This is a genomic window from Gluconacetobacter johannae (assembly GCF_014174305.1).
In the GTDB taxonomy this organism is placed as follows: Bacteria; Pseudomonadota; Alphaproteobacteria; order Acetobacterales; family Acetobacteraceae; genus Gluconacetobacter; species Gluconacetobacter johannae.
In genome coordinates, this window is sequence record NZ_JABEQH010000004.1 from 102,864 (window position 1) to 123,244 (window position 20,381).

General features: G+C 67.2%; 17 protein-coding genes. 13 read left to right on the forward strand and 4 right to left on the reverse strand.

Annotated features, from left to right (window positions below; all coding sequences use genetic code 11):
- Positions 1 to 14: 14 nt before the first annotated feature.
- Positions 15 to 818 carry an aldolase gene (locus tag HLH21_RS03990; RefSeq protein ID WP_182941539.1) on the forward strand — a complete coding sequence of 268 codons (804 nt, stop codon included), beginning with the start codon at positions 15 to 17 and terminating at the stop codon, positions 816 to 818.
- 10 nt (positions 819 to 828) lie between these two features.
- Here HLH21_RS03990 and HLH21_RS03995 read toward each other — a convergent pair whose 3' ends face one another.
- Entirely contained in the window at positions 829 to 1,689 is an 861-nt protein-coding gene (locus HLH21_RS03995; RefSeq protein ID WP_182941541.1) for a LysR substrate-binding domain-containing protein, read from the reverse strand.
- Positions 1,690 to 1,787: 98 nt separating this feature from the next.
- On the opposite strand from HLH21_RS03995, the gene HLH21_RS04000 reads away from it, so the two are divergent.
- Positions 1,788 to 2,687, forward strand: a complete 900-nt coding sequence (locus HLH21_RS04000) for a DMT family transporter (RefSeq protein WP_182941543.1) — start codon at positions 1,788 to 1,790, stop codon at positions 2,685 to 2,687.
- A gap of 4 nt (positions 2,688 to 2,691) precedes the next feature.
- On the opposite strand, the gene HLH21_RS04005 is transcribed toward HLH21_RS04000, so the two are convergent.
- Entirely contained in the window at positions 2,692 to 3,483 is a 792-nt protein-coding gene (locus HLH21_RS04005; RefSeq protein ID WP_182941545.1) for a helix-turn-helix transcriptional regulator, read from the reverse strand.
- A 91-nt stretch (positions 3,484 to 3,574) separates the two neighbouring features.
- On the opposite strand from HLH21_RS04005, the gene HLH21_RS04010 reads away from it, so the two are divergent.
- Entirely contained in the window at positions 3,575 to 4,339 is a 765-nt protein-coding gene (locus HLH21_RS04010; protein ID WP_182941547.1) for a class I SAM-dependent methyltransferase, read from the forward strand.
- Between the two features lie 13 nt (positions 4,340 to 4,352).
- Here the strand turns inward: HLH21_RS04010 and HLH21_RS04015 are convergent, their stop codons facing one another.
- A complete protein-coding gene (locus HLH21_RS04015) occupies positions 4,353 to 4,958 on the reverse strand; it encodes a TetR/AcrR family transcriptional regulator (RefSeq protein WP_264811863.1) in 606 nt (201 codons plus the stop codon).
- A gap of 78 nt (positions 4,959 to 5,036) precedes the next feature.
- Between HLH21_RS04015 and HLH21_RS04020 the strand changes: the two genes are divergently transcribed.
- Both HLH21_RS04020 and HLH21_RS04025 read left to right on the forward strand, forming a co-directional pair.
- Positions 5,037 to 6,314, forward strand: coding sequence for an MFS transporter (locus HLH21_RS04020; protein WP_182941550.1), 1,278 nt, complete (start codon positions 5,037 to 5,039; stop codon positions 6,312 to 6,314).
- 96 nt (positions 6,315 to 6,410) lie between these two features.
- Entirely contained in the window at positions 6,411 to 7,823 is a 1,413-nt protein-coding gene (locus HLH21_RS04025) for a M20 family metallopeptidase (RefSeq protein WP_182941552.1), read from the forward strand.
- 287 nt (positions 7,824 to 8,110) lie between these two features.
- On the opposite strand, the gene HLH21_RS04030 is transcribed toward HLH21_RS04025, so the two are convergent.
- Positions 8,111 to 10,801, reverse strand: coding sequence for a TonB-dependent receptor plug domain-containing protein (locus HLH21_RS04030; protein ID WP_182941554.1), 2,691 nt, complete (start codon positions 10,799 to 10,801; stop codon positions 8,111 to 8,113).
- 322 nt (positions 10,802 to 11,123) lie between these two features.
- On the opposite strand from HLH21_RS04030, the gene HLH21_RS04035 reads away from it, so the two are divergent.
- From HLH21_RS04035 to HLH21_RS04070, 8 genes are all read left to right on the forward strand, one after another.
- On the forward strand, positions 11,124 to 12,725 hold the full coding sequence (locus HLH21_RS04035) for a flavin monoamine oxidase family protein (RefSeq protein WP_182941556.1): 1,602 nt from the start codon (positions 11,124 to 11,126) through the stop codon (positions 12,723 to 12,725).
- On the forward strand, positions 12,725 to 13,144 hold the full coding sequence (locus HLH21_RS04040; protein ID WP_182941558.1) for a c-type cytochrome: 420 nt from the start codon (positions 12,725 to 12,727) through the stop codon (positions 13,142 to 13,144). The genes HLH21_RS04035 and HLH21_RS04040 overlap by 1 nt, the downstream gene beginning before the upstream one ends.
- 4 nt (positions 13,145 to 13,148) lie before the next feature.
- Positions 13,149 to 13,658 (forward strand): RidA family protein, encoded by a 510-nt coding sequence (locus HLH21_RS04045; RefSeq protein ID WP_182941560.1) that lies wholly within the window; start codon positions 13,149 to 13,151, stop codon positions 13,656 to 13,658.
- A 162-nt stretch (positions 13,659 to 13,820) separates the two neighbouring features.
- Positions 13,821 to 14,318: an HD domain-containing protein gene (locus HLH21_RS04050; protein WP_182941562.1), complete on the forward strand. Its 498-nt coding sequence runs from the start codon at positions 13,821 to 13,823 to the stop codon at positions 14,316 to 14,318.
- Positions 14,319 to 15,374: 1,056 nt separating this feature from the next.
- The gene (locus HLH21_RS04055; RefSeq protein WP_182941564.1) at positions 15,375 to 15,743 is read left to right on the forward strand and encodes a YtcA family lipoprotein; all 369 of its coding nucleotides are present in this window, start codon (positions 15,375 to 15,377) and stop codon (positions 15,741 to 15,743) included.
- Positions 15,740 to 16,789, forward strand: coding sequence for a multidrug transporter subunit MdtN (mdtN, locus tag HLH21_RS04060; protein ID WP_182941566.1), 1,050 nt, complete (start codon positions 15,740 to 15,742; stop codon positions 16,787 to 16,789). Before HLH21_RS04055 ends, mdtN begins: the two co-directional genes overlap by 4 nt.
- On the forward strand, positions 16,786 to 18,819 hold the full coding sequence (locus tag HLH21_RS04065; RefSeq protein WP_182941568.1) for an FUSC family protein: 2,034 nt from the start codon (positions 16,786 to 16,788) through the stop codon (positions 18,817 to 18,819). The genes mdtN and HLH21_RS04065 overlap by 4 nt, the downstream gene beginning before the upstream one ends.
- Complete coding sequence (locus HLH21_RS04070; protein ID WP_182941570.1) at positions 18,816 to 20,381, forward strand: TolC family protein; 1,566 nt, start codon at positions 18,816 to 18,818, stop codon at positions 20,379 to 20,381. The genes HLH21_RS04065 and HLH21_RS04070 overlap by 4 nt, the downstream gene beginning before the upstream one ends.

A 20,381-nucleotide genomic window follows, 5' to 3' on the forward strand; every position in this document is an offset into this window, starting at 1 on the left:
GCATGAGGTATGTGATGGCCCATCCGCTCTTTCCCCGTGGGGATGGTCCCTCCGGACCGTCGGCCGGGCATAACCGGCCGGACCTGGAGGCCGAGATCGTGTGGCAGGCGCGGGCCGATCTGGCCGCGTGCTTCCGCATGGCGGCCCGGCTGGGGCTGGAAGAAGGGATCTGCAACCATTTCTCGGCCCTGGTGCCGGGGTATGACGATCTGTTCATCGTCAATCCCCATGGCTATGCCTTTCGCGAACTCACGGCCTCCAGCCTGCTGATTTGCGATTTCGACGGCAACGTGGTCGACGGCGCGGGCCTGCCCGAGGCGACGGCGTTTCATATCCATGCCCGCATCCACCAGCAGGTGCCGCGGGCGCGGGTGGCGTTGCACACCCATATGCCCTACGCCACCGCCCTGACGATGACCGAAGGCGACCCCCTGCTGTTCGCCGGGCAGACCGCCCTGAAATTCCATGGCCGCGTCGCGGTGGATCGGCACTATAACGGCCTGGCGCTGGATGCGGCGGAGGGCGACCGCATCGCGGCGGCCATCGGCGCGGCCGACATCGTCTTCATGCGGCATCACGGCGTGATGGTGCTTGGCCCGACGATCGCCGAGGCGTGGGACGATCTGTATTATCTGGAACGCGCCTGCCAGGTGCAGTGCCTGGCCATGGCGACCGGCCGGCCCCTGGTGCCCGTGGACCCGGCGGTGGCCGAGGCGACGGCACGGCAGATGCGCGCGGGCGATGCGGAGTCCGCGCGGCTGCATCTGGCGTCGGTCCGGCGCGTGCTGGATGCCGAGGACCCGTCCTACCGGTCGTGAGGGCCGCCGCTCAGAGGGCGATCAGCGCCAGGTTGGCGCGCAGGAAATCGTCCATGCATTCCACCGCCGCGCCGTCGGCGGCGTGGCTACGCAGCAGGCTGAATTCCAGATGATCCAGGGGCGGCATGGCTTCGGCCTCGCCGATGATGTCGATGGACGGCGGCACGCTGCATCGCGCGAGGGCCGCGACCGCCAGGCCGGCCTGTACGGCGGCGACCAGTCCCGGCAGGCCGGCACTGAAACAGGCGCAGCGATAGGGGCGTCCGGCCTCGCCCAGCGCATGCAGCACGCCCGAGCGCGCGGCGCATCCCGGTTCGAACAGCGCGACCGGCAGCGGATCGCGCGTCCAGGCTTCATGCGCGCGCGACGCCACCCAGACCAGCGGTTCGCGGCGCAGGACCGGATAGGGCTGTTCGGGCAGGCGGGTGACGATCGCAAGGTCGATCCGTCCGGCCCCGATGGCCGGCACCAGCCGGACCGATGGTTCGCAGACCAGTTCGACCGTGACCAGGGGGTGATGCGCCGCGACATGCGACAGGATGGGGGGCAGCAGGAAGCCCGCGTAATCGTCGGGAACGCCCAGCCGGACGCAGCCGCGTTCCTCGGGCTGGGTCACGCTGGCCCAGACCTCGTCCGACACATGCAGCAGCCGCCGCGCCTGGACCAGGAAATCCGCGCCGGCGGGTGTGGGGACGACCGAACGCGGATGGCGGACCAGCAGCGGCCGGCCGACGCTTTCTTCCAGCCGCTGGATCTGCATGCTGACGGCCGACTGGCTGCGCCCGATCCGTGGGGCGGCGGCCGACAGGCTGCGGCATTCCACGACGGTCACGAAACTGCGGAGAAGATCGAGGTCGAGTGGGTGCGCCATGCCATCAATATAACGGATGGCAGCATTCAGTTCTATTCGTTTGAGTGAACGGACGAAGCCGTCCACTGTGCCGCCCTCCGCCACGGCAGGTTTTCGTCATGACCCATCGCGACCATCACGGTCATCCCGCACTGAAGCTGGCCTTCGCCATGCTGCTCTCCGGCACCATCGGCGTGTTCGTGATGCAGAGCGGGCTCGACCCGATCAATGTCGTGTTCTGGCGGTGCGTGTTCGGCACGGCGTTCATGGGGGCGTGGTGCCTGTTTCGCGGCTATTTCCGTGGGCTCGCGTGGCGTGGCGTGCGGATGGCGATCGTGTGCGGGGTGCTGGTGGTCCTGAACTGGATCACGCTGTTCACCGCCTATCGCCTGACGTCGATCGCGACGGCCACCATTGTCTATAACGTCTCGCCGTTCTTCGTGGTGCTGGCGGGACGCCTGTTCCTGGGCGAGACGATCACCCGCGACCAGATGGGCTGGATGCTGGCGGCGTTTGGCGGCGTCGTGCTGGCCAGCGGCCTGCTGTCGCCGGGGGAGCACGGCGCGGCGGGCTGGGCGGCCGGCACCGCGATCACCCTGGTGGCGGCGATGCTGTATGCGATGACGACCCTGATTTCCAAGGGCATGGGGCACCAGCGGCCGGAAATCACGGTGTTCTGGCAGACCGCGACCGGCATCGTGCTGCTGGCGCCGCTGGCCGACCTGTCCCACCCCATGCCGGCCGCCGCGTCCTGGGGGTGGCTGCTGGGGCTGGGGGCGATCCATACCGGCCTGTGCTACGTGCTGATGTATGCGTCCTATCCCCGGCTGACGACATCGACGATCGCCACGCTGTCCTTCATCTACCCGCTGGTGGCGATCCTGAGCGACTGGATGGTCTACGGCCACCGGCTGACGGCGGCGCAGATGACCGGCGCGCTGGTGATCGCGGTGGCGACGCTGGGGTCACGGCTGGGCTGGCGGGTGGGCTGGCCGCGCGGGTATTCGCGCGCCGGATAAGGGCTTACCCGTCGCACGGCGGCAGCATGACCAGCTTGTAGTCGGGGTGGCCGGCAGGGATCAGCGTGATCTGGTCGTGGACCAGCGGGCCATCCTGCGGGTGCAGGAACCGTCGCGGGCCCCCCGTGCGCGACAGTACGGCATGCCCGGTCCAGAACCGCGCGAAATCCGGACTGTCGCGCAGCAGGGCTGCAATGATGCGCTCCAGGGCCGGATCGTCGGCCAGACGCGCCGTGTCGGCGCGAAATTCGGCCAGGATCCGGCGCGCGCGGTCGTCCCAATCCTCCAGAAACGTTCGGGCGGCGGGGTCGAGGAAGACATAGCGCAGCAGGTTTGGCTCCGGCCCCGACAACCAGCCGGTAAACAGGTGGCGCGCCGGGGCATTCGCTGCCCGCACGCACCATAGCCGGTCCAGAAGATAGGCGGGTGCGTCCATCAGGTCGGGCAGGCGGGCCAGGTCGGGCGGCAGTGATCCGGCCCCGGCCGGGTCGGGTGGGTGCGGATCCTTCTGGCGGGCGAGTTCGAACAGATAGGCGCGTTCGGCCGGCGACAGGCGCAGCGCATTGGCCAGACGCCCGAGTGTCGGGGCGGACAGGGTGATGTCGCGCCCCTGTTCCGCCCAGGTGTACCAGGTGGTGCTGATGCCGCAGAGCTGCGCCACCTCCTCGCGCCGCAGGCCGGGTGTCCGCCGGCGGGTGGCGATGCGCGTCACCCCGACCCGCTCAGGCGGCAGGGCCTCGCGCCGGGCACGCAGGAAAGCGCCGAGAACAGGGCGCTGGTCAGGGGGGATCGGCATGATGGCAGTTTTTATACCAGGATAAATGGACATCTTATACCCGTGTCCGGAACCGGGCACCTTGTCATTATCAACGCCAGGGGAGACGGGCATGACGGACGAACAGGATCATTTCGCGGCGCGTCATTACGGTGCGCGCGCGGCCGACTATGTCAGCAGCGCGGTCCACAGTGCCGGTGCGGATCTGGACGAGATCGAGCGGGTGGTGGCGGGCCGGGGCCTGCGCCGCGTCCTGGACCTGGGGTGCGGCGGTGGTCATGTCGCCTATCGCGTTGCCCCGCATGTCGGTGAAATCGTGACCTGCGACGTCACGCCCGAGATGCTGGAGGCCGTGGCGCGCACCGCGCGGCAACGCGGCCTGGCCAACATCGTGACGCACCGCGCGGCGGCCGAATCCCTGCCGTTCGCGGACGGGGCGTTCGACGCCGTGCTGTGCCGGTTCACCGCCCATCACTGGTCCGGCATGGAGGCGGGACTGCGCGAGGCGCGGCGGGTGCTGGGTGTGGGCGGTGTCGCCGTCTTCGCCGATGTCGTGGCCCCGGCGGACCCGCTGTGCGACAGTTGGTTGCAGACGATGGAACTGCTGCGGGATCCGTCGCATGTGCGCGATTATCGCGTGGCGGAGTGGATGGCGGTGCTGGGGCGGGCCGGATTTGCGGTGCGGGAGGTCAGGTCGCACCGGTTGCGGATGGATTTCGCCGACTGGGTCGCCCGGACCCGGACCCCGGCCGAGCGGGTCGCGGCCATCCGGTCCCTGCAGAGTGACGCGCCGGCGGCCGTGCGGGCGGCCTTCGCACTCGAGACCGACGGCAGCTTCACGCTCGACACCGCTACGATAACGGTCGCGCCCACCTGATATCCGGCCGCGGTCAGCCCTCGTCGGGTGGACAATTGGCGTCGATGATCTGCCGGGCGAGGAGGGCGACATTGCCGGCCGGGCCGCCGGGACCGAAGATCTGGGCGGCGATGAAGGTCCCTTCCATCAACAGCAGCAGGCCGTCGGCCAGCAGGGCTGGGTCGCGCGCGTTCATGGCCTGGGACATGACGGTCAGTCGCTGCCGGACCTCCTCCTTCAGGCGGCCGGCCACCTGCCGGACCGGATGGGCCTGGTCGGGATATTCCACCACCGCGTTGGTCAGGCCGCAGCCGCGATAATCGGCCTGCGACGCACGGTCGGCCAGACCGGTGAAATACTCCAGGATCTGCGCGCGCACATTGTGCGGATGGCGGTCGGCCGCCGTTTCGAAACGCCGCCAGAATTCCTCCTGATAATCGCACAGATAGGCGGCCGCCAGATCGTCCTTCGAGCCATAGGCCCGATAGAGGCTGGGTTTCGTCACCCCGGCGTTCCGCACGATCTCGTCCACGCCCACGGCGCGGATGCCGTGGCTGTAGAACAGGTCGCGCGCGGTATCGCGGATTTTCTCGGCTGCACGACGGCGTGGCGGGGTGGGGGGGGCGGTTTCCAGGGACACGATCGGCAAACTCGCGATTGACAATGTTACTGAACGGTACGTATCTGTTTATAGCACAATCAACCATCGGTCGGCCACATGCGTATATCGTCTTCCCATCCCCGTTACGTCTTCGTGGTGCTTGCGGTCACGTTCGTTTCGTTGCTGGTTTCGGCGGCGCTGCGGGCGACGCCCGGCGTGCTGATGATGCCGTTGCAGCATGCGCTGGGCTGGACGCGCGAGGATATCTCGTTCTCGGCGGCGGTTGGCATCTTCCTGTACGGGCTGATGGGGCCGTTCTCGGCGGCGCTGATGCAAGGGGTGGGCATCCGCCGGACCCTGCTGGGTGCGCTGGCGCTGATGGCGGTCGCCACCGGCGCGTCGCTGTGGATGACCCGGCCGTGGCAGTTCTTCGCCACCTGGGGCGTGCTGACCGGGTTGGGGACCGGGTCGGTCGCGATGGTTCTGGGGGCGACGGTGGTCAACCGCTGGTTCGTCGCGCGCCGGGGCCTGATGATGGGCATCCTGGCGGCCAGCACCGCCACCGGTTCGCTGCTGTTCCTGCCGGTGCTGGCGGCACTGGCCCAGAACCGGGGCTGGCAGGCCGTGGTGCTGAGCGTCTGCGTCGCGTGCGTGGTGCTGATCCCGCTGGTGGCGGCATTGCTGCCGGAACGGCCGGCCGATCGCGGGCTGGTGCCCTATGGCGCCGGGCCCGGCTACCTGCCGCCGCCGCCGGCACACGGCCATCCGGTGGCGGTGGCGCTGGGCACGCTGGCGTGGGCGGCGGGGCGCCTGGATTTCTGGCTGCTGTTCCTGACGTTCTTCGTCTGCGGCTTCACCACCAACGGGCTGATCGGCACGCATTTCATCGCCATCTGCGCCGATCATGGCATCGCCGAGGTCCCGGCGGCGGGGCTGCTGGCCACCATGGGGCTGTTCGACCTGGTGGGCACGACGCTGTCGGGCTGGCTGACCGACCGGTTCGATGCGCGCAGGCTGCTGTGCGTTTATTACGGGCTGCGCGGGGTCTCGCTGATCTTCCTGCCGTTCTGCGATTTTTCACCGACCGCGCTGATGGTGTTCGGCGTGTTCTACGGGCTGGACTGGATTGCCACGGTGCCGCCGACATTGCGCCTGACCAACGCGGCGTTCGGCGAACGCCTGGCCCCCGTCGTGTTCGGCTGGGTCTTCTTCGGCCATCAGGTCGGCGCCGCCTGCGCCGCCTATGTCGCCGGGATGCTGCGGGAGCGGATGGGAAGTTACGAACAGATGCTGGTCATGGCCGGGCTGACGGGCCTTGTCGCGGCGCTGCTGGCGTTGGGCATCGGCGGGCGTGTTGCCGACGCCGGGGGCGAGCTGGCGCCGGTCGCGCGTTGAAGGCTATCGCCTCGGGCGCGCATGCCGCTTGATTTTCCGGGCCGCCCGGTCTGAAAACGCGGTTGGACCATCACGTCTTCAGATCCGGGGCAGGCGATGCGAAACAGCAGTCAGATATGGGATTTCGTCGAGGCACGGAAGGAACCGCTCATTGCGCTCAGCGACGCGGTCTGGGCGGTGCCGGAACTGAATTTCGGCGAATTCCGGTCGGTCGCCCTGCATGGCGCGACCCTGGAGAGCGAGGGCTTCCGCGTGACCCGCGACGTGGCCGGCCTGCCGACGGCGATCATGGGCGAAGCCGGGGAGGGCGGTCCGGTCATCGCCATCCTGGGTGAATATGACGCCCTGCCGGGCCTGAGCCAGCAGGCGGGGGCCACCGAACCCTGCCCCCTGCCGGGTGACGGCAACGGCCATGCCTGCGGGCATAACCTGCTGGGCTCGGCGTCGCTGCTGGCCGCGACCGCGGTCAAGAACTGGCTGGCCGCCACCGGGACGCCGGGCCGCGTCCGCTATTATGGCTGCCCGGCCGAGGAAGGCGGCGCGGGCAAGGGATTCATGGTCCGCGCCGGGGTGTTCGATGACGTCGATGCCGCGATTTCCTGGCATCCGTTCTGCTTTGCCACTGTCTTTCCGCCATCGGCGCTGGCCAATGTGCGGCTGGACTTCACCTTCACCGGCCGCGCCGCCCATGCGGCGGCGGCCCCGCATCTGGGCCGATCGGCGCTGGATGCGGCGGAACTGATGAACATCGGCGTCAACTATCTGCGCGAACATATGCTGCCCAGTTCGCGCATCCATTACGCCTATCAGGATGCGGGTGGCGTCGCACCCAATGTGGTGCAGGCCCGCACCGTCATCCGCTACACCGTCCGGGCGGCGGAACTGGAGGACATGCTGGCGCTGGCCGATCGCGTGCGCCAGGTGGCCGAGGGGGCCGCGATGATGACGGAAACCACCGTCACCTGCGCGGTCGTCAGCGGCATGGCCAACCTGCTGGGCAATCCGCCGCTGGAGGCCGCGATGCAGGCCAACCTGGAACGTCTTGGTCCGCCGCCGTTCGACGCCGCCGATCAGGCCTTCGCGCGCCAGATGCAGGCGACTTTCAGCGAACAGGATATCGTCACCGCCTTCCGGCAGGTCGGCCTGCCGGTCGATCGCACGACGGCGCTGTGCGACAGGATTTTGCCCTATCCGACGCCGGGCGGCGCGGTGACCCTGGGGTCGACCGATGTCGGCGACGTCAGCTGGACGGTGCCGACCGTGCAGGCGCTGGGGGCGACCTGCGCCATCGGGACGGCGCTTCATTCCTGGCAGATGACGGCGCAGGGCACCTCGGCCCTGGCCCACAAGGGCATGGTCCATGTCGCCAAGATCATGGCGGCGACGGCGACCGATCTGTTGTCCGATGCGGGGTTGCTGGACCGCGCGAAGCAGGACCATGCGGCGAAGCTGCGGCAACGCCCCTATGTCAGCCCCATGCCGCCGGAGGTTCAGCCGCCGATCGCATAGGCCGGGCCAGCAAGGGGCCGGGTTCGATGGCGGTGGCACCGCCGCGCAGCGTCATGTTGCGGCCGCCGGCACGGTTCCGGAATTCGAGGATTTGGCCTGATAGAGACCGGCGCGGCCGGCGAGAAATACCGACCCAGCTCAGCATCTGGCGGCGCGTCTGCGCCGGATACCGGGGCTCCGTGGTCATTAACTGTCCACGGATATTTTAGCTTTTTACGGAGCGATCTGTTCACGCGCCGTGAAAACTCGGCAGGCGAGCATGATGTCATGCTCGCCTGCTTCGCGTTTTAGAAGGTCACGTTCAGACGGCCGTAGTAGTAGCCGCCGGTGATGGGAACCTGAAGCGAGAACTGGTCATAGACCTGGGCGCCATAGGGGTTCACGTTCTGGGGCACCTTGCGAGGGCGAACATTGAAGATATTGTTCGCGCCGACGGCGAGGTGGAAGTGCTGGTTGAACCGGTATCCGACCTCGAGATCGGTCAGCCAGCGCGGCGTGTTCTTGAACTGCGAGAAGCAGGAATTGCTGTAACGAAGCTTGCCACCGTCTGCCGGACAGGTCAGGGCGCTGTTGGTCCAGTCCGAATATTGCAGCATATCCGTGGTCTCGCCGTAGCGGGTCTGGCGGACGTTGATGTCCCAGGCGCCGACGGTGTAATAGGCATTCAGGATGATCTTGCTGCGCGGATAGGCCGTGGTGATGTAGCCGGCATTCTGCTCGTTCAGGATCTGCGATCCATCGGGGGCCGTGCCGTTATGATGCAGGCGCGTCCGGTTCAGGTCCAGCGCCATGCTCAGCGCCAGATTGCCGTACTGATGCAGGTGGAACGTGTAGTCGGCCTTGATATCCAGGCCCTGCGTGCGGGTGCTGGCGCCATTGGTCAGGTAATAGGCGCTGACCTGCGAAGGATCGGCGTCTGAAGCCAGCGCATAACCCATATTACGGATTGCATCGACCGCCGCATTCCCCGTGACGGTGCCACCACCGACGATGCGATTACGCAGATTGATCTGGTAGACATCGGTTTCGATATGGAACCCGTCGATGGGCTCGAGGACGATACCGCCCGACTCACTGACCGACTGCTCAGGCTTCAGCGGCTGTGCACCCAGCGCGCGGGCCGCCGGCGAATCCGCCGCCAACATGCCGCTCGCGCCACCCGGGCTGACATTCATCGCGCTGTAATGCGTTTCCGCCAGCGTCGGCGCACGGAAGCCGGTGCTGATCGTGCCGCGGATCGCCACCCGGCGCGAGAAATCGTAGCGGGTCGAAATCTTGCCGTTCTGGGTATTGCCAACGTCGGTGTAATGCTCGAACCGGCCGGCAAAATCCAGGTCCCAATGCTTGGTCAGACGGAAATCACCGTCGATATAGGCGGCGAAGATGTTGCGGTTCCAATTGCCCGCACTCTGCGGCCCAAGGCCGGCATAGCCCTGCGTGCCACCCGCTTCGTAGGAAGGCGGATTGCCCGCGATGATCTGGTAGGTTTCCAGGCGATGCTCGCCACCGACCGCCAGCGTCATGGGAACGACATTGGCGATATTGAAACGACGGCGGAAATCCAGATTGTTCGTCCACTGCGCCATGCGATACGTCTCCGCACGCGCCTGAGTCGGCGACCAGCCGCAGCCTTCGGACGAATAATTATTCGCCAGGTCGTTCGGGTCGGTCGTGCAGATGGCGTCGGAACCATCCGCATTGGCATGGACAGTTTTCAACATCCCCGGGTTGGCGGTGTTCTTGTTGCCGATCTTCGTCCCGTCGGCGCCATAGGTCGAACTGGCGTCCCAGTCCCAGTTGCCGAACAGCCTGTCGCCCTTCAGGCCCATGGTGACGGCGTAATCGTTTTCCTCGTTGGTTTCGGTCGGCGAGAAACCATTGGGATACATGTCCGGGGCGATGGTCGGGATACGGTAATTCTCGTAGGCTTCGCCATGACGGTGAGCATAGGTGAGGTTGCCGTAGAACTGCAGCCTGTCGTCGATGAGATCCTTGCCCCACTCGATGCCCAGGTTTTCGCGGGTCTCTTCCGGACGGCCCAGGATCTTGTTGAGGTTTGTCGGCATGTTGCGCGCATTTGCCACGACGCCGTTGTAATAGTGCGAGGTATCCGCCCCTTCGGGCCAATAGCCAAGCAGGCGATGATCGGCGGCGCCGACGTTCATGTGGTCGGTGTGATACATCTGGCCGCTGATGTGCACGAAGCCGTTATTGCCCCATTTGAAGCCGCCGTCGGCATTGAGCTGGTACTGCCAGCCATCGCCGTTATAGGCGTTGGCGCCGGTCTGCGCGCTCATATCCAGGCCGTGGTCGGCTTTCTTCGTGATGATGTTCACCACGCCGGCGATCGCGTCGGAACCGTACATGGCCGCCGCGCCGTCTTCGAGCACTTCGATATGGTCGATCATGTTCGCCGGGATCATGTTCAGATCCGCGCCGGTCGAACCGAACTGCGGGCCGGAATCGGCGACGATGTTCGCGGTGTTATGACGGCGCTTGCCGTCGACCAGCACCAGCACTTCGTTGGGGCCCAGGCCACGCATCTGGATGGAGGAGGTCAGCGCCGCCGAGTCCGCGCCCATGGCGACCACGTTGATCGAGGCGTAGGTCTTGGTCAGCGCGTCCGCCAGGTTCATCTGGCCCGACCGGCGCAGCACGGCGGACGAGACGACGGTGATGGGGCTGGAGCTCTGGCGGGCGTGGCGGTTGGTGGCGTGCGTGCCGGTGACGATCACGGCCTCGCCCGCGTCGGCCGGCGGCGGATGATACGGGGCGGCCGGGGCAACCGCCGGAACGACGGCGGGGATGGCGTGCGCGGCCACCGGGGTGGTCGGGGCCTTCTGCGCGGCTGCCGCCGCAGACTTCGACGCCTGGCGCGTGGTCTTGTGGGGGGCTGTAGCCGCATAGGCGTCCACGGTGCCGGCGCAACCGATGGCGGAAATCATGGTCGCGGCAACGAGGCGTCGTCGTAAGCTCATATAAAGGGACCCGTTCATGATTTGATAAGACATCGTAACCTTACCGTAAGGAGGAACGTTCCGATAACAGCCTAAATATGGACCGTGACGCTTTCGTCTCAATATGTTGCATTTTGATGACAGCCGGGGGCCGGTCCGACCGGATCGGATGCGGACGCAGCCGCGGTTCGCCCCGTCGCGGCATGGGGCATCCGGCCATGGGATGAAAAACGTTACGATTATGTGATCGGATGATTGCTCCGGCCCGACATCTCCCTGTAACTAGCGTTGCACCCGCATGGATCGTCATCGGACATGCGCCACTTCATCCTGGGGAAGCTTGATGACAAATGCTTTCCAGCGTCCGGCGGCCACGCGCCGCCAGATGCTGACACGAATTGGTATCCTGGGCGGCAGCGCCGCCCTTTATCAGGCGATGACCAGCCTGGGCCATGCGGCCGGCACCGACTTTCGCGGCGCGCCGGCCCTGACCGGGGCGAAGCGCGGCACCCGCGTCCTGGTGCTGGGCGCCGGCCTGGCCGGCATGCTGGCCGCCTATGAACTGCGTAAGGCCGGCTACCAGGTCCGGATCCTCGAATTCCAGAACCGCAGCGGCGGCCGCAATATTTCGTTGCGCGGTGGCGACACGCTGACGGAGCTGGGCGGCGCCACGCAGAAGGTCCAGTTTGCCCCCGGCAACTACATCAATCCCGGCCCGTGGCGCATCCCGTACCACCACCAGGGACTGTTGCATTATTGTCGCGAGTTCGGGGTGGAGCTGGAACCGTTCGTCGAGTTGAACCACAACTCGTGGTTGCATTCCTCGGACAATTTCGGCGGCAAGCCGGTGCGCTATCGTGACTATGCCGCCGACTTCATGGGCTTCACGGCGGAACTGCTGTCCAAGTCCATCGAGCAGCACAAGCTGGATGAAGTCATCTCGGCCGACGAGCGCGCGCATGTCGCGGCGGCGATGCGCGGCTGGGCGGGGCTGGAGGCCGACGGCGCGTATCGCAAGGGCGTCAGCAGTTCGCTGCGGCGCGGTTTCGCCAAGCCGCAGGGCGGCGGCGTGGATGGGGCGCCGGTCCCGTCCGACCTGTTCGCCCGCGACGAGGTCATGCGCTCCGGCCTGTGGCAATGGCTGGCGTTCCACGAGCGGCTGGACATGCAGACGACCATGTTCCAGCCGGTCGGCGGCATGGACCAGATCGGCAAGGGCTTCACCCGCCAGGTGCATGACCTCATCACCCTGAACTGCAAGGTCTCGTCCATCCATCAGGACGATCATGGCGTTCAGGTCACCTACAACGACATGGCCAATGGCGGCGCCGTCCGGCAGGAAAGCGCGGATTACTGCGTCTGCACCATTCCCCTGTCGGTGCTGTCGCAGCTCGATATCCAGGTCAGCGGCCCGCTGAAGGCCGCCATCGCCGCGGTGCCCTATGCCTCGTCGGTCAAGCTGGGCATGGAGTTCAACCGCCGCTTCTGGGAGGAAGACGACCAGATCTACGGCGGCATCAGCTTCACCGACCAGCCGATCAGCCAGATCTCCTACCCCAGCCACGGCTATTTCTCGCGGGGGCCGGCGGTCCTGCTGGGCGGCTACATGTTCGGCCCCGCCGCCTACGACTTCGCGGGCATGACCCCGGCCGAGCGAATCGAGCACGGCCTGGCGCAGGGGTCGGTGATCCATCCGAACTATCGCAAGGAATTCCGCGGCGGCGTGGCCGTGTCCTGGAGCCGGATGCCCTGGACGCTGGGATGCTGCTCCATGTGGACCGAGCAGAGCCGCAAGACGCACTACAAGACATTGTGCGCGGTGGACAACCGGATCGTCCTGGCCGGCGAACATGCCTCCTATATCGGCTGCTGGCAGGAAGGCGCGATCCTGTCCTCGCTCGACGCCATCACCCGTCTGCACAAACGCGCGCTGGGAGCTGCCTGATGCGTCCCGCTTTCCTTCTGCTGGCCGGCCTTGTCGCCGGCACGACCCTCGCCACCCAGGCGCGCGCCGACAGCGCCAGCGCCGTCGTCGGCCGCCTGCAGCCCCTGACCGACGGGGCCGCGATCTACCAGCACGTCTGCCAGGGGTGCCATATGCCCGACGGCCATGGCGCGATGGGATCGGGGGCGCGCTTTCCGGCCCTGGCCGGCAACGCCAAGCTGGTCAGCGCGGATTATCCGGCCTACGTCATCCTCAACGGGTTCGGCGGCATGCCGTCGTTCGCCGGGCTGCTGACCGACAAGCAGGTGGCGGACGTCGTGAATTATGTCCGCACGCATTTCGGCAATCACTACACCGACGCCCTGAAGCCCGCTGACGTCGCCGCGCAGCGCCCGACCATCACCCCCGAAGAGGAATAAGAACATGACGACATGCAAAATCGTTCGCGGCGCCGCGCTGGCGGCGCTTCTGGGCACGGCCGCGCTGTCCTCGGCCCGGGCCGAAGGGGTGGTGCGCCATGTCGATCCGGCGAGCCATTTCCCCATCGCCACGGCAATCGAGGTGCCCCCCGGGGCGACCACCATCTATCTGAGCGGCATGGGCGCCCCGCCGGCCGACAAATCGGCCAAGCCCAACACGCTGGCCGCCTATGGCGACACCGAAACCCAGGTCCGTGCGTCGCTGCTGCGTATCCAGGGCGCACTGGCGAAGCTGAAGCTGACCCTGGGCGACGTCGTGCAGATGCATATCTACATGGTGGCCGATCCCAAGCTGGGGAAGATCGACTTCCCGGGCATGATGAAGGCCTATACCGAGTTCTTCGGCACGCCGGCGCAGCCCAGGCTGCCGACCCGCTCGGCCTTCGAGGTCGCGCATCTGGCGAATCCGGGCTGGCTTGTGGAAATCGAGGTCACGGCGGTTCGCGCCCCGTAAGCCTGGCGCAAGCGGTTCCAGCCCCGGCCGGCAGGCGTGTCCCTGCCGGCCGGGCAGGTCGGTCGATCCGGCCGCCGAACATCGAATTATGTCTGGCGGTATGCAACCTTATGTTGATGCGATGCATTAGGGCGGCGGGATAATCGCCGAGGAGACCGTCGGGTGACGGATCTGGTTTCGCGCGCTGCCGCATTCGCGGCCGCGGCACATTTCAGCGTTGGTCAACGCCGGAAATACACGAATAAGCCCTTTATCGTGCATCCGCAGCGCGTTGCCGAACTGGTTGCCGACACCGGCGCGCGCGACGAAGTCGTGGCGGCCGCGTGGCTGCATGACGTGGTCGAGGACACGAACATCACGATGGCTGAGATCAAGGCCGTGTTCGGCGCCGAGATCGCGAATCTGGTGGATATGGTGACGGATGTCGTCCCGCCGGAAGAAGGGGCGCGTGCGTGGTGCCTGAACCGGGACCATCTGGCCCAGGCCTCGGCCGAGGCGCAGACGATCGGCATCGCCAGCCTGATGGACAATGCCGAGCTGATCGCCCGATACGAAGCCGATCAGGTGCAGCGTCATCTGCATGAAAAACTGGAATTCCTGCGGGTTCTGGGCAAGGGCGACGCGGGGCTGTACATGCAGGCGGCCCTGATCGTGGCCTGAGAACCCGACAGGAAACGCGCTGGCGGCGATCCGACGCGCGCTTCCTGCGTTCCGCTCTTGCTCGCCAGCCCACATTTCCGGTCAGGCTCTGACGCAATGCGCCGGTGCCGCAGGCGTGACGGCGCGGGCTGCCGGACGCGCGCAACTTTCCATGCCGGACGATGTTGACGTTCTCATCCCCCAACGGGAGGTCTCGTCATGCAAACAGATGAAAGCGTCAAGCCGGATCGGCCGTCCCTCTCGCGGGACCGCGATCGAACGTGCGCCCCGATCGGCTATCCGCCGGTCGCGGATTCCCTGTGTTTCGAAACCGTGCCCCTGGGCATCCCTCGTTCTCACGACGCACCGCCGTCGTCGTAATGATGTCCTCCCGGACCCGATCGCAGGGCAATCGGGTCCGGGACAAGGGGCCGGATGACAAGGATCTGGATCGCCGTCACAAGAGCGTGTGCGATGCGGTACGATAGGGCTGTCGCGTGCGCTGTATTGCAGGGTCAGAATGCTCCGTAATAAAATGAGATAAATCCTTGTGAAATTTTTATTGGATGTGGCGCGGATCACGCCGGTCCGGACGCCGGAATAATCATCTCTTTTGATGACGTTCTGGCGAGAGTGATGTGTTTGATGAAGCAGATCAGAAAAGCGTCTGTTGCATACTTGAACCTTTATTCCGCCTTTGACGATGTTCCGATGTTGCCTTCCTGTTCCAGGTTTTTGTGAAATCGGCAGGGCCATGGAGTTCCGGACCCTCCGGGACAGGAGCCTTCCGAAGGCAGATCCGTTCCACTACGTGGAGGCCGTCTCCGGGCCGTCATGGCGTAGTCCGCAGCGTTGGTTCAGCCACGATTGGAACGAGGACGGATTTGCGTGACATCGGCCGCACGCCCGACGGATGCGCGCGGGTGCCGGCTGGACCACCTGCGCGACCGACCCGTTTCCGTCCGTGGTCGCGACATATTTTATTCTCTTGACGGAATGGGGTGGGACCTGTTCACGATTCGAAGACGCATGTGATTGACGGAGCACGGATGCTGGCAGGTGGACGGATGACGCGGCATGGCGGGTCGCATCCGGGGCGACCGGGTGTCCGATAGACCGGCCGGTACGGCGATGGCTCGCACCGCGACAGGCGACCGGACCTGCCGGACAAGGGCCGGCCATGCGGGACTGGCCCTGCTGCCTGTCCTGGCCCTGACAGGATGCGGGGGCGGCGCCGCGCCGCTTCTGATTATTTTCGGCGCGTTTTTCCCGGCATGGATCTTTTGCGCCGTGCTGGGCCTGCTGGGCGGGGCAATGCTGCGCCTGGTGCTGGGGCGGCTGGGCGTGCATGCCTATATCCGCCTGCCGGGGTTGTTCTATGCGGCCTGTATGGTGCTGCTGGGGGTATCTGCCTGGCTGGCCTGGTATGGCGGGGCGGCCGCATGACGCCCGAACAGCAGCGGCGATATGAGGCCACCCGGCCCTATGCGCTGGGTCTGCTGGTGCTGGTCCTGCTGGCTGCCTGCCTGACGGTCTGGCTGGCCTGGCAGCGCAACCGCGATTATGCCCGATCCGAGGCGGTGTCGATCGACGCCGAGATCGTGAACATGGCGCCGGAGGTGCCGGGGCGTATCGTCAGCCTTCCGGTCCACACCAATCAGCATGTCCGCAAGGGCGACATCCTGTTCCAGATCGATCCCGAACCCTATCAGATCCGGGTGCGTCAGGCGCAGGCAATGCGCGATGCGGCGGCGGCGCGGCTGGACCAGCGGCGAAGGATCGTGAATGGCGAGGCCGCGAACGCCGATGTCGCGCGGCGGCAGGTGACGCGCGCGCAGGCCAATCTGGATCTGGCGCGGATGACCGTCGCCCGGCTGCGGCCTTTGCTGGGCAAGGGCTATGTCACCGCACAGGCGGTCGATCAGGCCGAAACCGCCCGGCGCGACGCCGAAGTCAGCCTGGCGCAGGCCGAAAGCCAGGCCAGGAGCCTGACGGACAATCTGGGCTCGACCGATGCGGCCGAAGCCGACGACCGGCTGGCGCAGGCGCAGCTTGACCAGGCCCGCCGCGACCTGCGTGAAACCACGGTCCGCGCGCCCTGCGACGGCATCGTCGACGGGTTGAGGACATCGGTCGGCCAGTATGTCGTGACCGGCGTGGCGCTGTTCGCCCTGATCGACAGCGAACAGTGGTATGCCGAGGCCAATCTGCGCGAAACCGACCTGGCGCGGGTTCGTGCGGGCATGCGCGCGACGGTCTGGGTGATGCAGGACCGGACCATTGCGATACGCGGCGAGGTGGACAGCATTGGCGCCGGGGTGCAGGACACCGGCAACATCACCCTGCAGGGCCGCCTGCCGGTGGTGGAGCGCGACCTGAACTGGGTCCGCATCGCCCAGCGTTTCCCGGTGCGGATTCGCCTGCTGGACCCGCCGCAGGCGCTGATGCGCGTCGGGGCATCGGCCGTCGTGGTGATGGATGGGCCGTCATGAGGCGTCGCCTGACGATGACGTCGCGCCTGACGGACCTGCCCCTGTGGTATCGTTTCTATCTGGAACTGCTGCCGTTCCCCGGACGGGCGCGCGCGGCGCTGCTGGTAGCGGCGACCTGCGCGGTCGTGATCGTGCTGTGCGATTCCATCCACTCCATCCTGCCGGCCTACTCGCTGTACATGGTGTTCTTCTGCTGGCAGGAATCGTCGGCCAAATCAGTGGCGATGGCGGGCCTGCTGATCGTCGTCAGCACCATCTGCCTGCTTGGCGCGGGGAATCTGCTGTCGATCCTGGTCGCAGGTTCCGCCGGGTTTCGGATCGGCTGCATCGTCGGGCTGACATTCTGCGGCTTCTTCCTGGCCCGGACGACGAAGCTGGGGCCGGTCGCTTCGGTGATCGCGTTCTTCGAGGTCTATACCCTTAGCCTGATCGACATCCTGCCCGATCCCGCGCTGATAACCCGCATCTACTTCTGGGTGTGGGTGATGATCGTCGTGCCGATGCTGGTGAGCATCGCCGGCAATCTTCTGGCGGGTGAACGACCGTTCGATCTGTTGCGGGACCGGCTGGCCCAGCGGCTGCAGGCCGTGGCGGCAATGGCCGCGCAGCCCGACGTCGGCGGACGGGCGCTGCTGGCGCAACTGGTGCGCGAGGGCGACGAGGCGCTTCTCGATTTCCATAAGCAGGCGACACGGCGGATGGGTGCCGTCCGGGGCGAGGCCTACGGGCAAGCCATCGCGCTGACCGGTCGCCTGGCGACGGTGATGCTGGCCTTGCCCGACGATGCGCGCACGGCGGACGGGCTGGCGGCGCCGCTGGACCGGCTGGCCGCCTGGTGCCGGTCTCTGGCGGCCAGCCTGGGGTCCGGCGACCTGGACGGCGGGCGATTGGACAGCATGCCGGGGATGGTTCCGGCGGCCCTCGCGCCGCCGTTCGGCAGCATCGTAGTCGAGGCAGGGGACATCCTGCGCCGCATCGCCATGGCATTGTCCGGCGACAGGCCGGCCGGGGCCGAAGGCGCACCGCCGCCGCGCGCGCCCGCCGCACCATTCCTGCGTGCCGATGCGTTTTCGAATCCCGACCATGTGCGTTTCGGCCTGAAAGCCACCCTTGCGGTCCTGATCTGCTACGGCACGTTTCGCATTCTGGACTGGAACGATATTTCAACCGCGCTGGTCACCTGCTTCTTTGTGGCGCTCGGCACGCTGGAGGAGACGGTCCACAAGGCGACGCTGAGGATCGGTGGCGCAGTGCTGGGGGGCGGGGCCGGAATTCTGTCCATCCTGTTCCTGATGCCGGCCATGACGGATATCGGCCACCTGGCGCTGCTGATCTTTGCCGGCAGCCTGGTCGCGGGCTGGATTTCGGTGGGTTCGGAACGGATTTCGTATTTCGGATGGCAGGCGGCGCTGGCGTTCTTCATCGTGCTGCTCAGCACCTCGGTCCTGCATCCCGGTGCGGGGCCGACGCTGGACATGCAGACCGCGCGGGACCGCGTGCTGGGGATTGTGCTGGGCAATGTGGTCATGGCCGTCGTGTTCGCGACCATCTGGCCCGTCAGCATCGCCGCCACGGTCGACGATGCGCTGACGCGCGCGCGCGACGCGCTGGCCGAACTGATCGCGTCCGCGCCCGGCGATGAGGATGCCGGTGCCATCGGGGCCTCGCGCCGGTTGCGCGCGGCCCTGGCGGCGGCGAACCGCGCGGCGGATTATCTGTCCTTTCGTCCGCGCGATGTCAGGACGTCGCGTGCGGACGACCGGGCGCTGCGGGTGCTGGAGGCCATCGAAAGCCTGTGGGTTTCCGCGACGGTGCTCGACGGATTGCCGCGTGACCCGGACGGCGCGGGGCGGCCGCTGGCGGCCGCCATGGCCGACGCCGTCCGACGGGGCGGCGGCGCGATCGTCGAGGCGCTGGACCTGTTGCGGGCCGAGCAGGCGATCCGGGGTGACGCCGGCGGACAGGCCCGCCTGTACTGGCATGGGCGCATGGCGCGGGGGCTGGAGGCGCTGGGGATGGCGGAGCGATGAGGCGCGGCGTCCCTTCGCCTGCGTCGGCGCTGGCGTCCATGCTGGCGGTCGGCCTGCTTGCCGGCGGCTGCGCCAGGCCGGCGCCCGACGCTCCGGCCTGGCAGCCCCCCGCGCCGGCGCCGCCCTTGGCCGGCCTGGCGAGGCGGGACACGGGGGACATGGTGCGGATGGCAACGGCACGCGCCGCACCGGGCGAGGGAAATCGCCTGGTCGCGGGCCATGTGTATGACCTGACCGAGCTGATCGACCTGGCCGAAGCGACGAGCCCGCGCACGCGCGGCGCATGGAACCGGGCGCGGAACGCCGCGCAAGGGATCGGGCTGGCGCGTGCGCTGTATCTGCCGCACCTCGCGCTGTCGGTCATGGCGGGGTACCAGACGGCGGCGGTGCCGCTGCCGGCCTATCTGACGGCGGGCCAGGGATGGTTCACGCTGCAGACCGCCGAAATCATCCCGATGCTGACGGTGAACTGGCTGCTGTTCGATTTCGGCAAGCGCGATGCCGAGATGGAGGTGGCGCGGCAACTTGCCTTCGCCTCGGATGCCGGCTTTACCGGGGAACATCAGCGCCTGATGTTCGATGTCTGCCGCACCTATTTCCAGCTCAGCGCCGCGCGCGAGAGGACGCGCGCCGCCGGGCAGGCCGTGGCGGATGCCACGATCGTCGAGACGGCGGCGCGGGCGCGGCAGGGTCAGGGCATCGCGACGTCGATCGAGGTCGCGCAGGCGGTCCAGGCGACGGCCCAGGCCCGTTTCGCCCTGGTCGGGGCGCAGGGGCAGGAAAGCACCGCCTATACCGACCTGCTGCACGCGGCCGGGCTGCCGTATGACACGATGATCGCGGTGCGCGATGCGGCGGATCGTCCGCTGCCATCGGGTGTGGACCAGAACCTGGACCGGCTGGTGCAGAAGGCGGTGGTGATGCGGCCGGACGTCCAGGCGTCGCTGGCGTCGGTGCGGGCCAGCCAGGCCCGGGTGCGTTCCGCCCAGGCCGATTTCCGGCCCAGGATCTTCATGACCGGCAATGTGGCAGGCAATATCGGCTGGTTTTCCGCCCGCCTGCACGGCAACGCCGCGAACGCGCTGGCCGCCCAGGGGCTGTCGCCGTCGGTGCCCGATTACACGATGTCCCAACCCATGGCTGGGGTGATGATGGGGCTTTCGGTCCCGCTTTACGATGGCGGGATGCGGCGCAGCCAACTGGCCTCGGCCCGCGCGCAAGCGGATTCGGCGGCGGCGGACCTGGAGCAGATGCGGCAGAACGCGGCGCAGGAGGTCGTCGGCAGCTATAATGCGTTGCGCACCGGCCTGGCCGCCTTCCGTGCAGCCGAGGCCCTGCTGCGGGCGGCGACCGTGACGCATGACGCCGCCCTGGATGTCTATCGCCACGGTCTGGGCACCATGCAGGATGTGGCGATGGCCACCACCGGGCTGGAAACCGCGCGGCAGGACCGTGCCGATTCTCATGCCGCGGCGTTGACCGCGGCGGCGGCCCTGGCCTTCGCGACCGGCGCTCTGGGGTCGGCGTCGGCCGCCCCTATGGCGCCCGACCCGGCGCCATAG

Excerpts from the sequence above, each read along its gene's own strand:
- HLH21_RS03990 (WP_182941539.1), top strand. The coding sequence starts at position 15 with ATGGCCCATCCGCTCTTTCCCCGTGGGGATGGTCCCTCCGGACCGTCG.
- HLH21_RS03995 (WP_182941541.1), bottom strand. The coding sequence starts at position 1,689 with ATGGCGCACCCACTCGACCTCGATCTTCTCCGCAGTTTCGTGACCGTC.
- HLH21_RS04000 (WP_182941543.1), top strand. The coding sequence starts at position 1,788 with ATGACCCATCGCGACCATCACGGTCATCCCGCACTGAAGCTGGCCTTC.
- HLH21_RS04005 (WP_182941545.1), bottom strand. The coding sequence starts at position 3,483 with ATGCCGATCCCCCCTGACCAGCGCCCTGTTCTCGGCGCTTTCCTGCGT.
- HLH21_RS04010 (WP_182941547.1), top strand. The coding sequence starts at position 3,575 with ATGACGGACGAACAGGATCATTTCGCGGCGCGTCATTACGGTGCGCGC.
- HLH21_RS04020 (WP_182941550.1), top strand. The coding sequence starts at position 5,037 with ATGCGTATATCGTCTTCCCATCCCCGTTACGTCTTCGTGGTGCTTGCG.
- HLH21_RS04025 (WP_182941552.1), top strand. The coding sequence starts at position 6,411 with ATGCGAAACAGCAGTCAGATATGGGATTTCGTCGAGGCACGGAAGGAA.
- HLH21_RS04030 (WP_182941554.1), bottom strand. The coding sequence starts at position 10,801 with ATGAGCTTACGACGACGCCTCGTTGCCGCGACCATGATTTCCGCCATC.
- HLH21_RS04035 (WP_182941556.1), top strand. The coding sequence starts at position 11,124 with ATGACAAATGCTTTCCAGCGTCCGGCGGCCACGCGCCGCCAGATGCTG.
- HLH21_RS04040 (WP_182941558.1), top strand. The coding sequence starts at position 12,725 with ATGCGTCCCGCTTTCCTTCTGCTGGCCGGCCTTGTCGCCGGCACGACC.
- HLH21_RS04045 (WP_182941560.1), top strand. The coding sequence starts at position 13,149 with ATGACGACATGCAAAATCGTTCGCGGCGCCGCGCTGGCGGCGCTTCTG.
- HLH21_RS04055 (WP_182941564.1), top strand. The coding sequence starts at position 15,375 with ATGGCGGGTCGCATCCGGGGCGACCGGGTGTCCGATAGACCGGCCGGT.
- mdtN (WP_182941566.1), top strand. The coding sequence starts at position 15,740 with ATGACGCCCGAACAGCAGCGGCGATATGAGGCCACCCGGCCCTATGCG.
- HLH21_RS04065 (WP_182941568.1), top strand. The coding sequence starts at position 16,786 with ATGAGGCGTCGCCTGACGATGACGTCGCGCCTGACGGACCTGCCCCTG.
- HLH21_RS04070 (WP_182941570.1), top strand. The coding sequence starts at position 18,816 with ATGAGGCGCGGCGTCCCTTCGCCTGCGTCGGCGCTGGCGTCCATGCTG.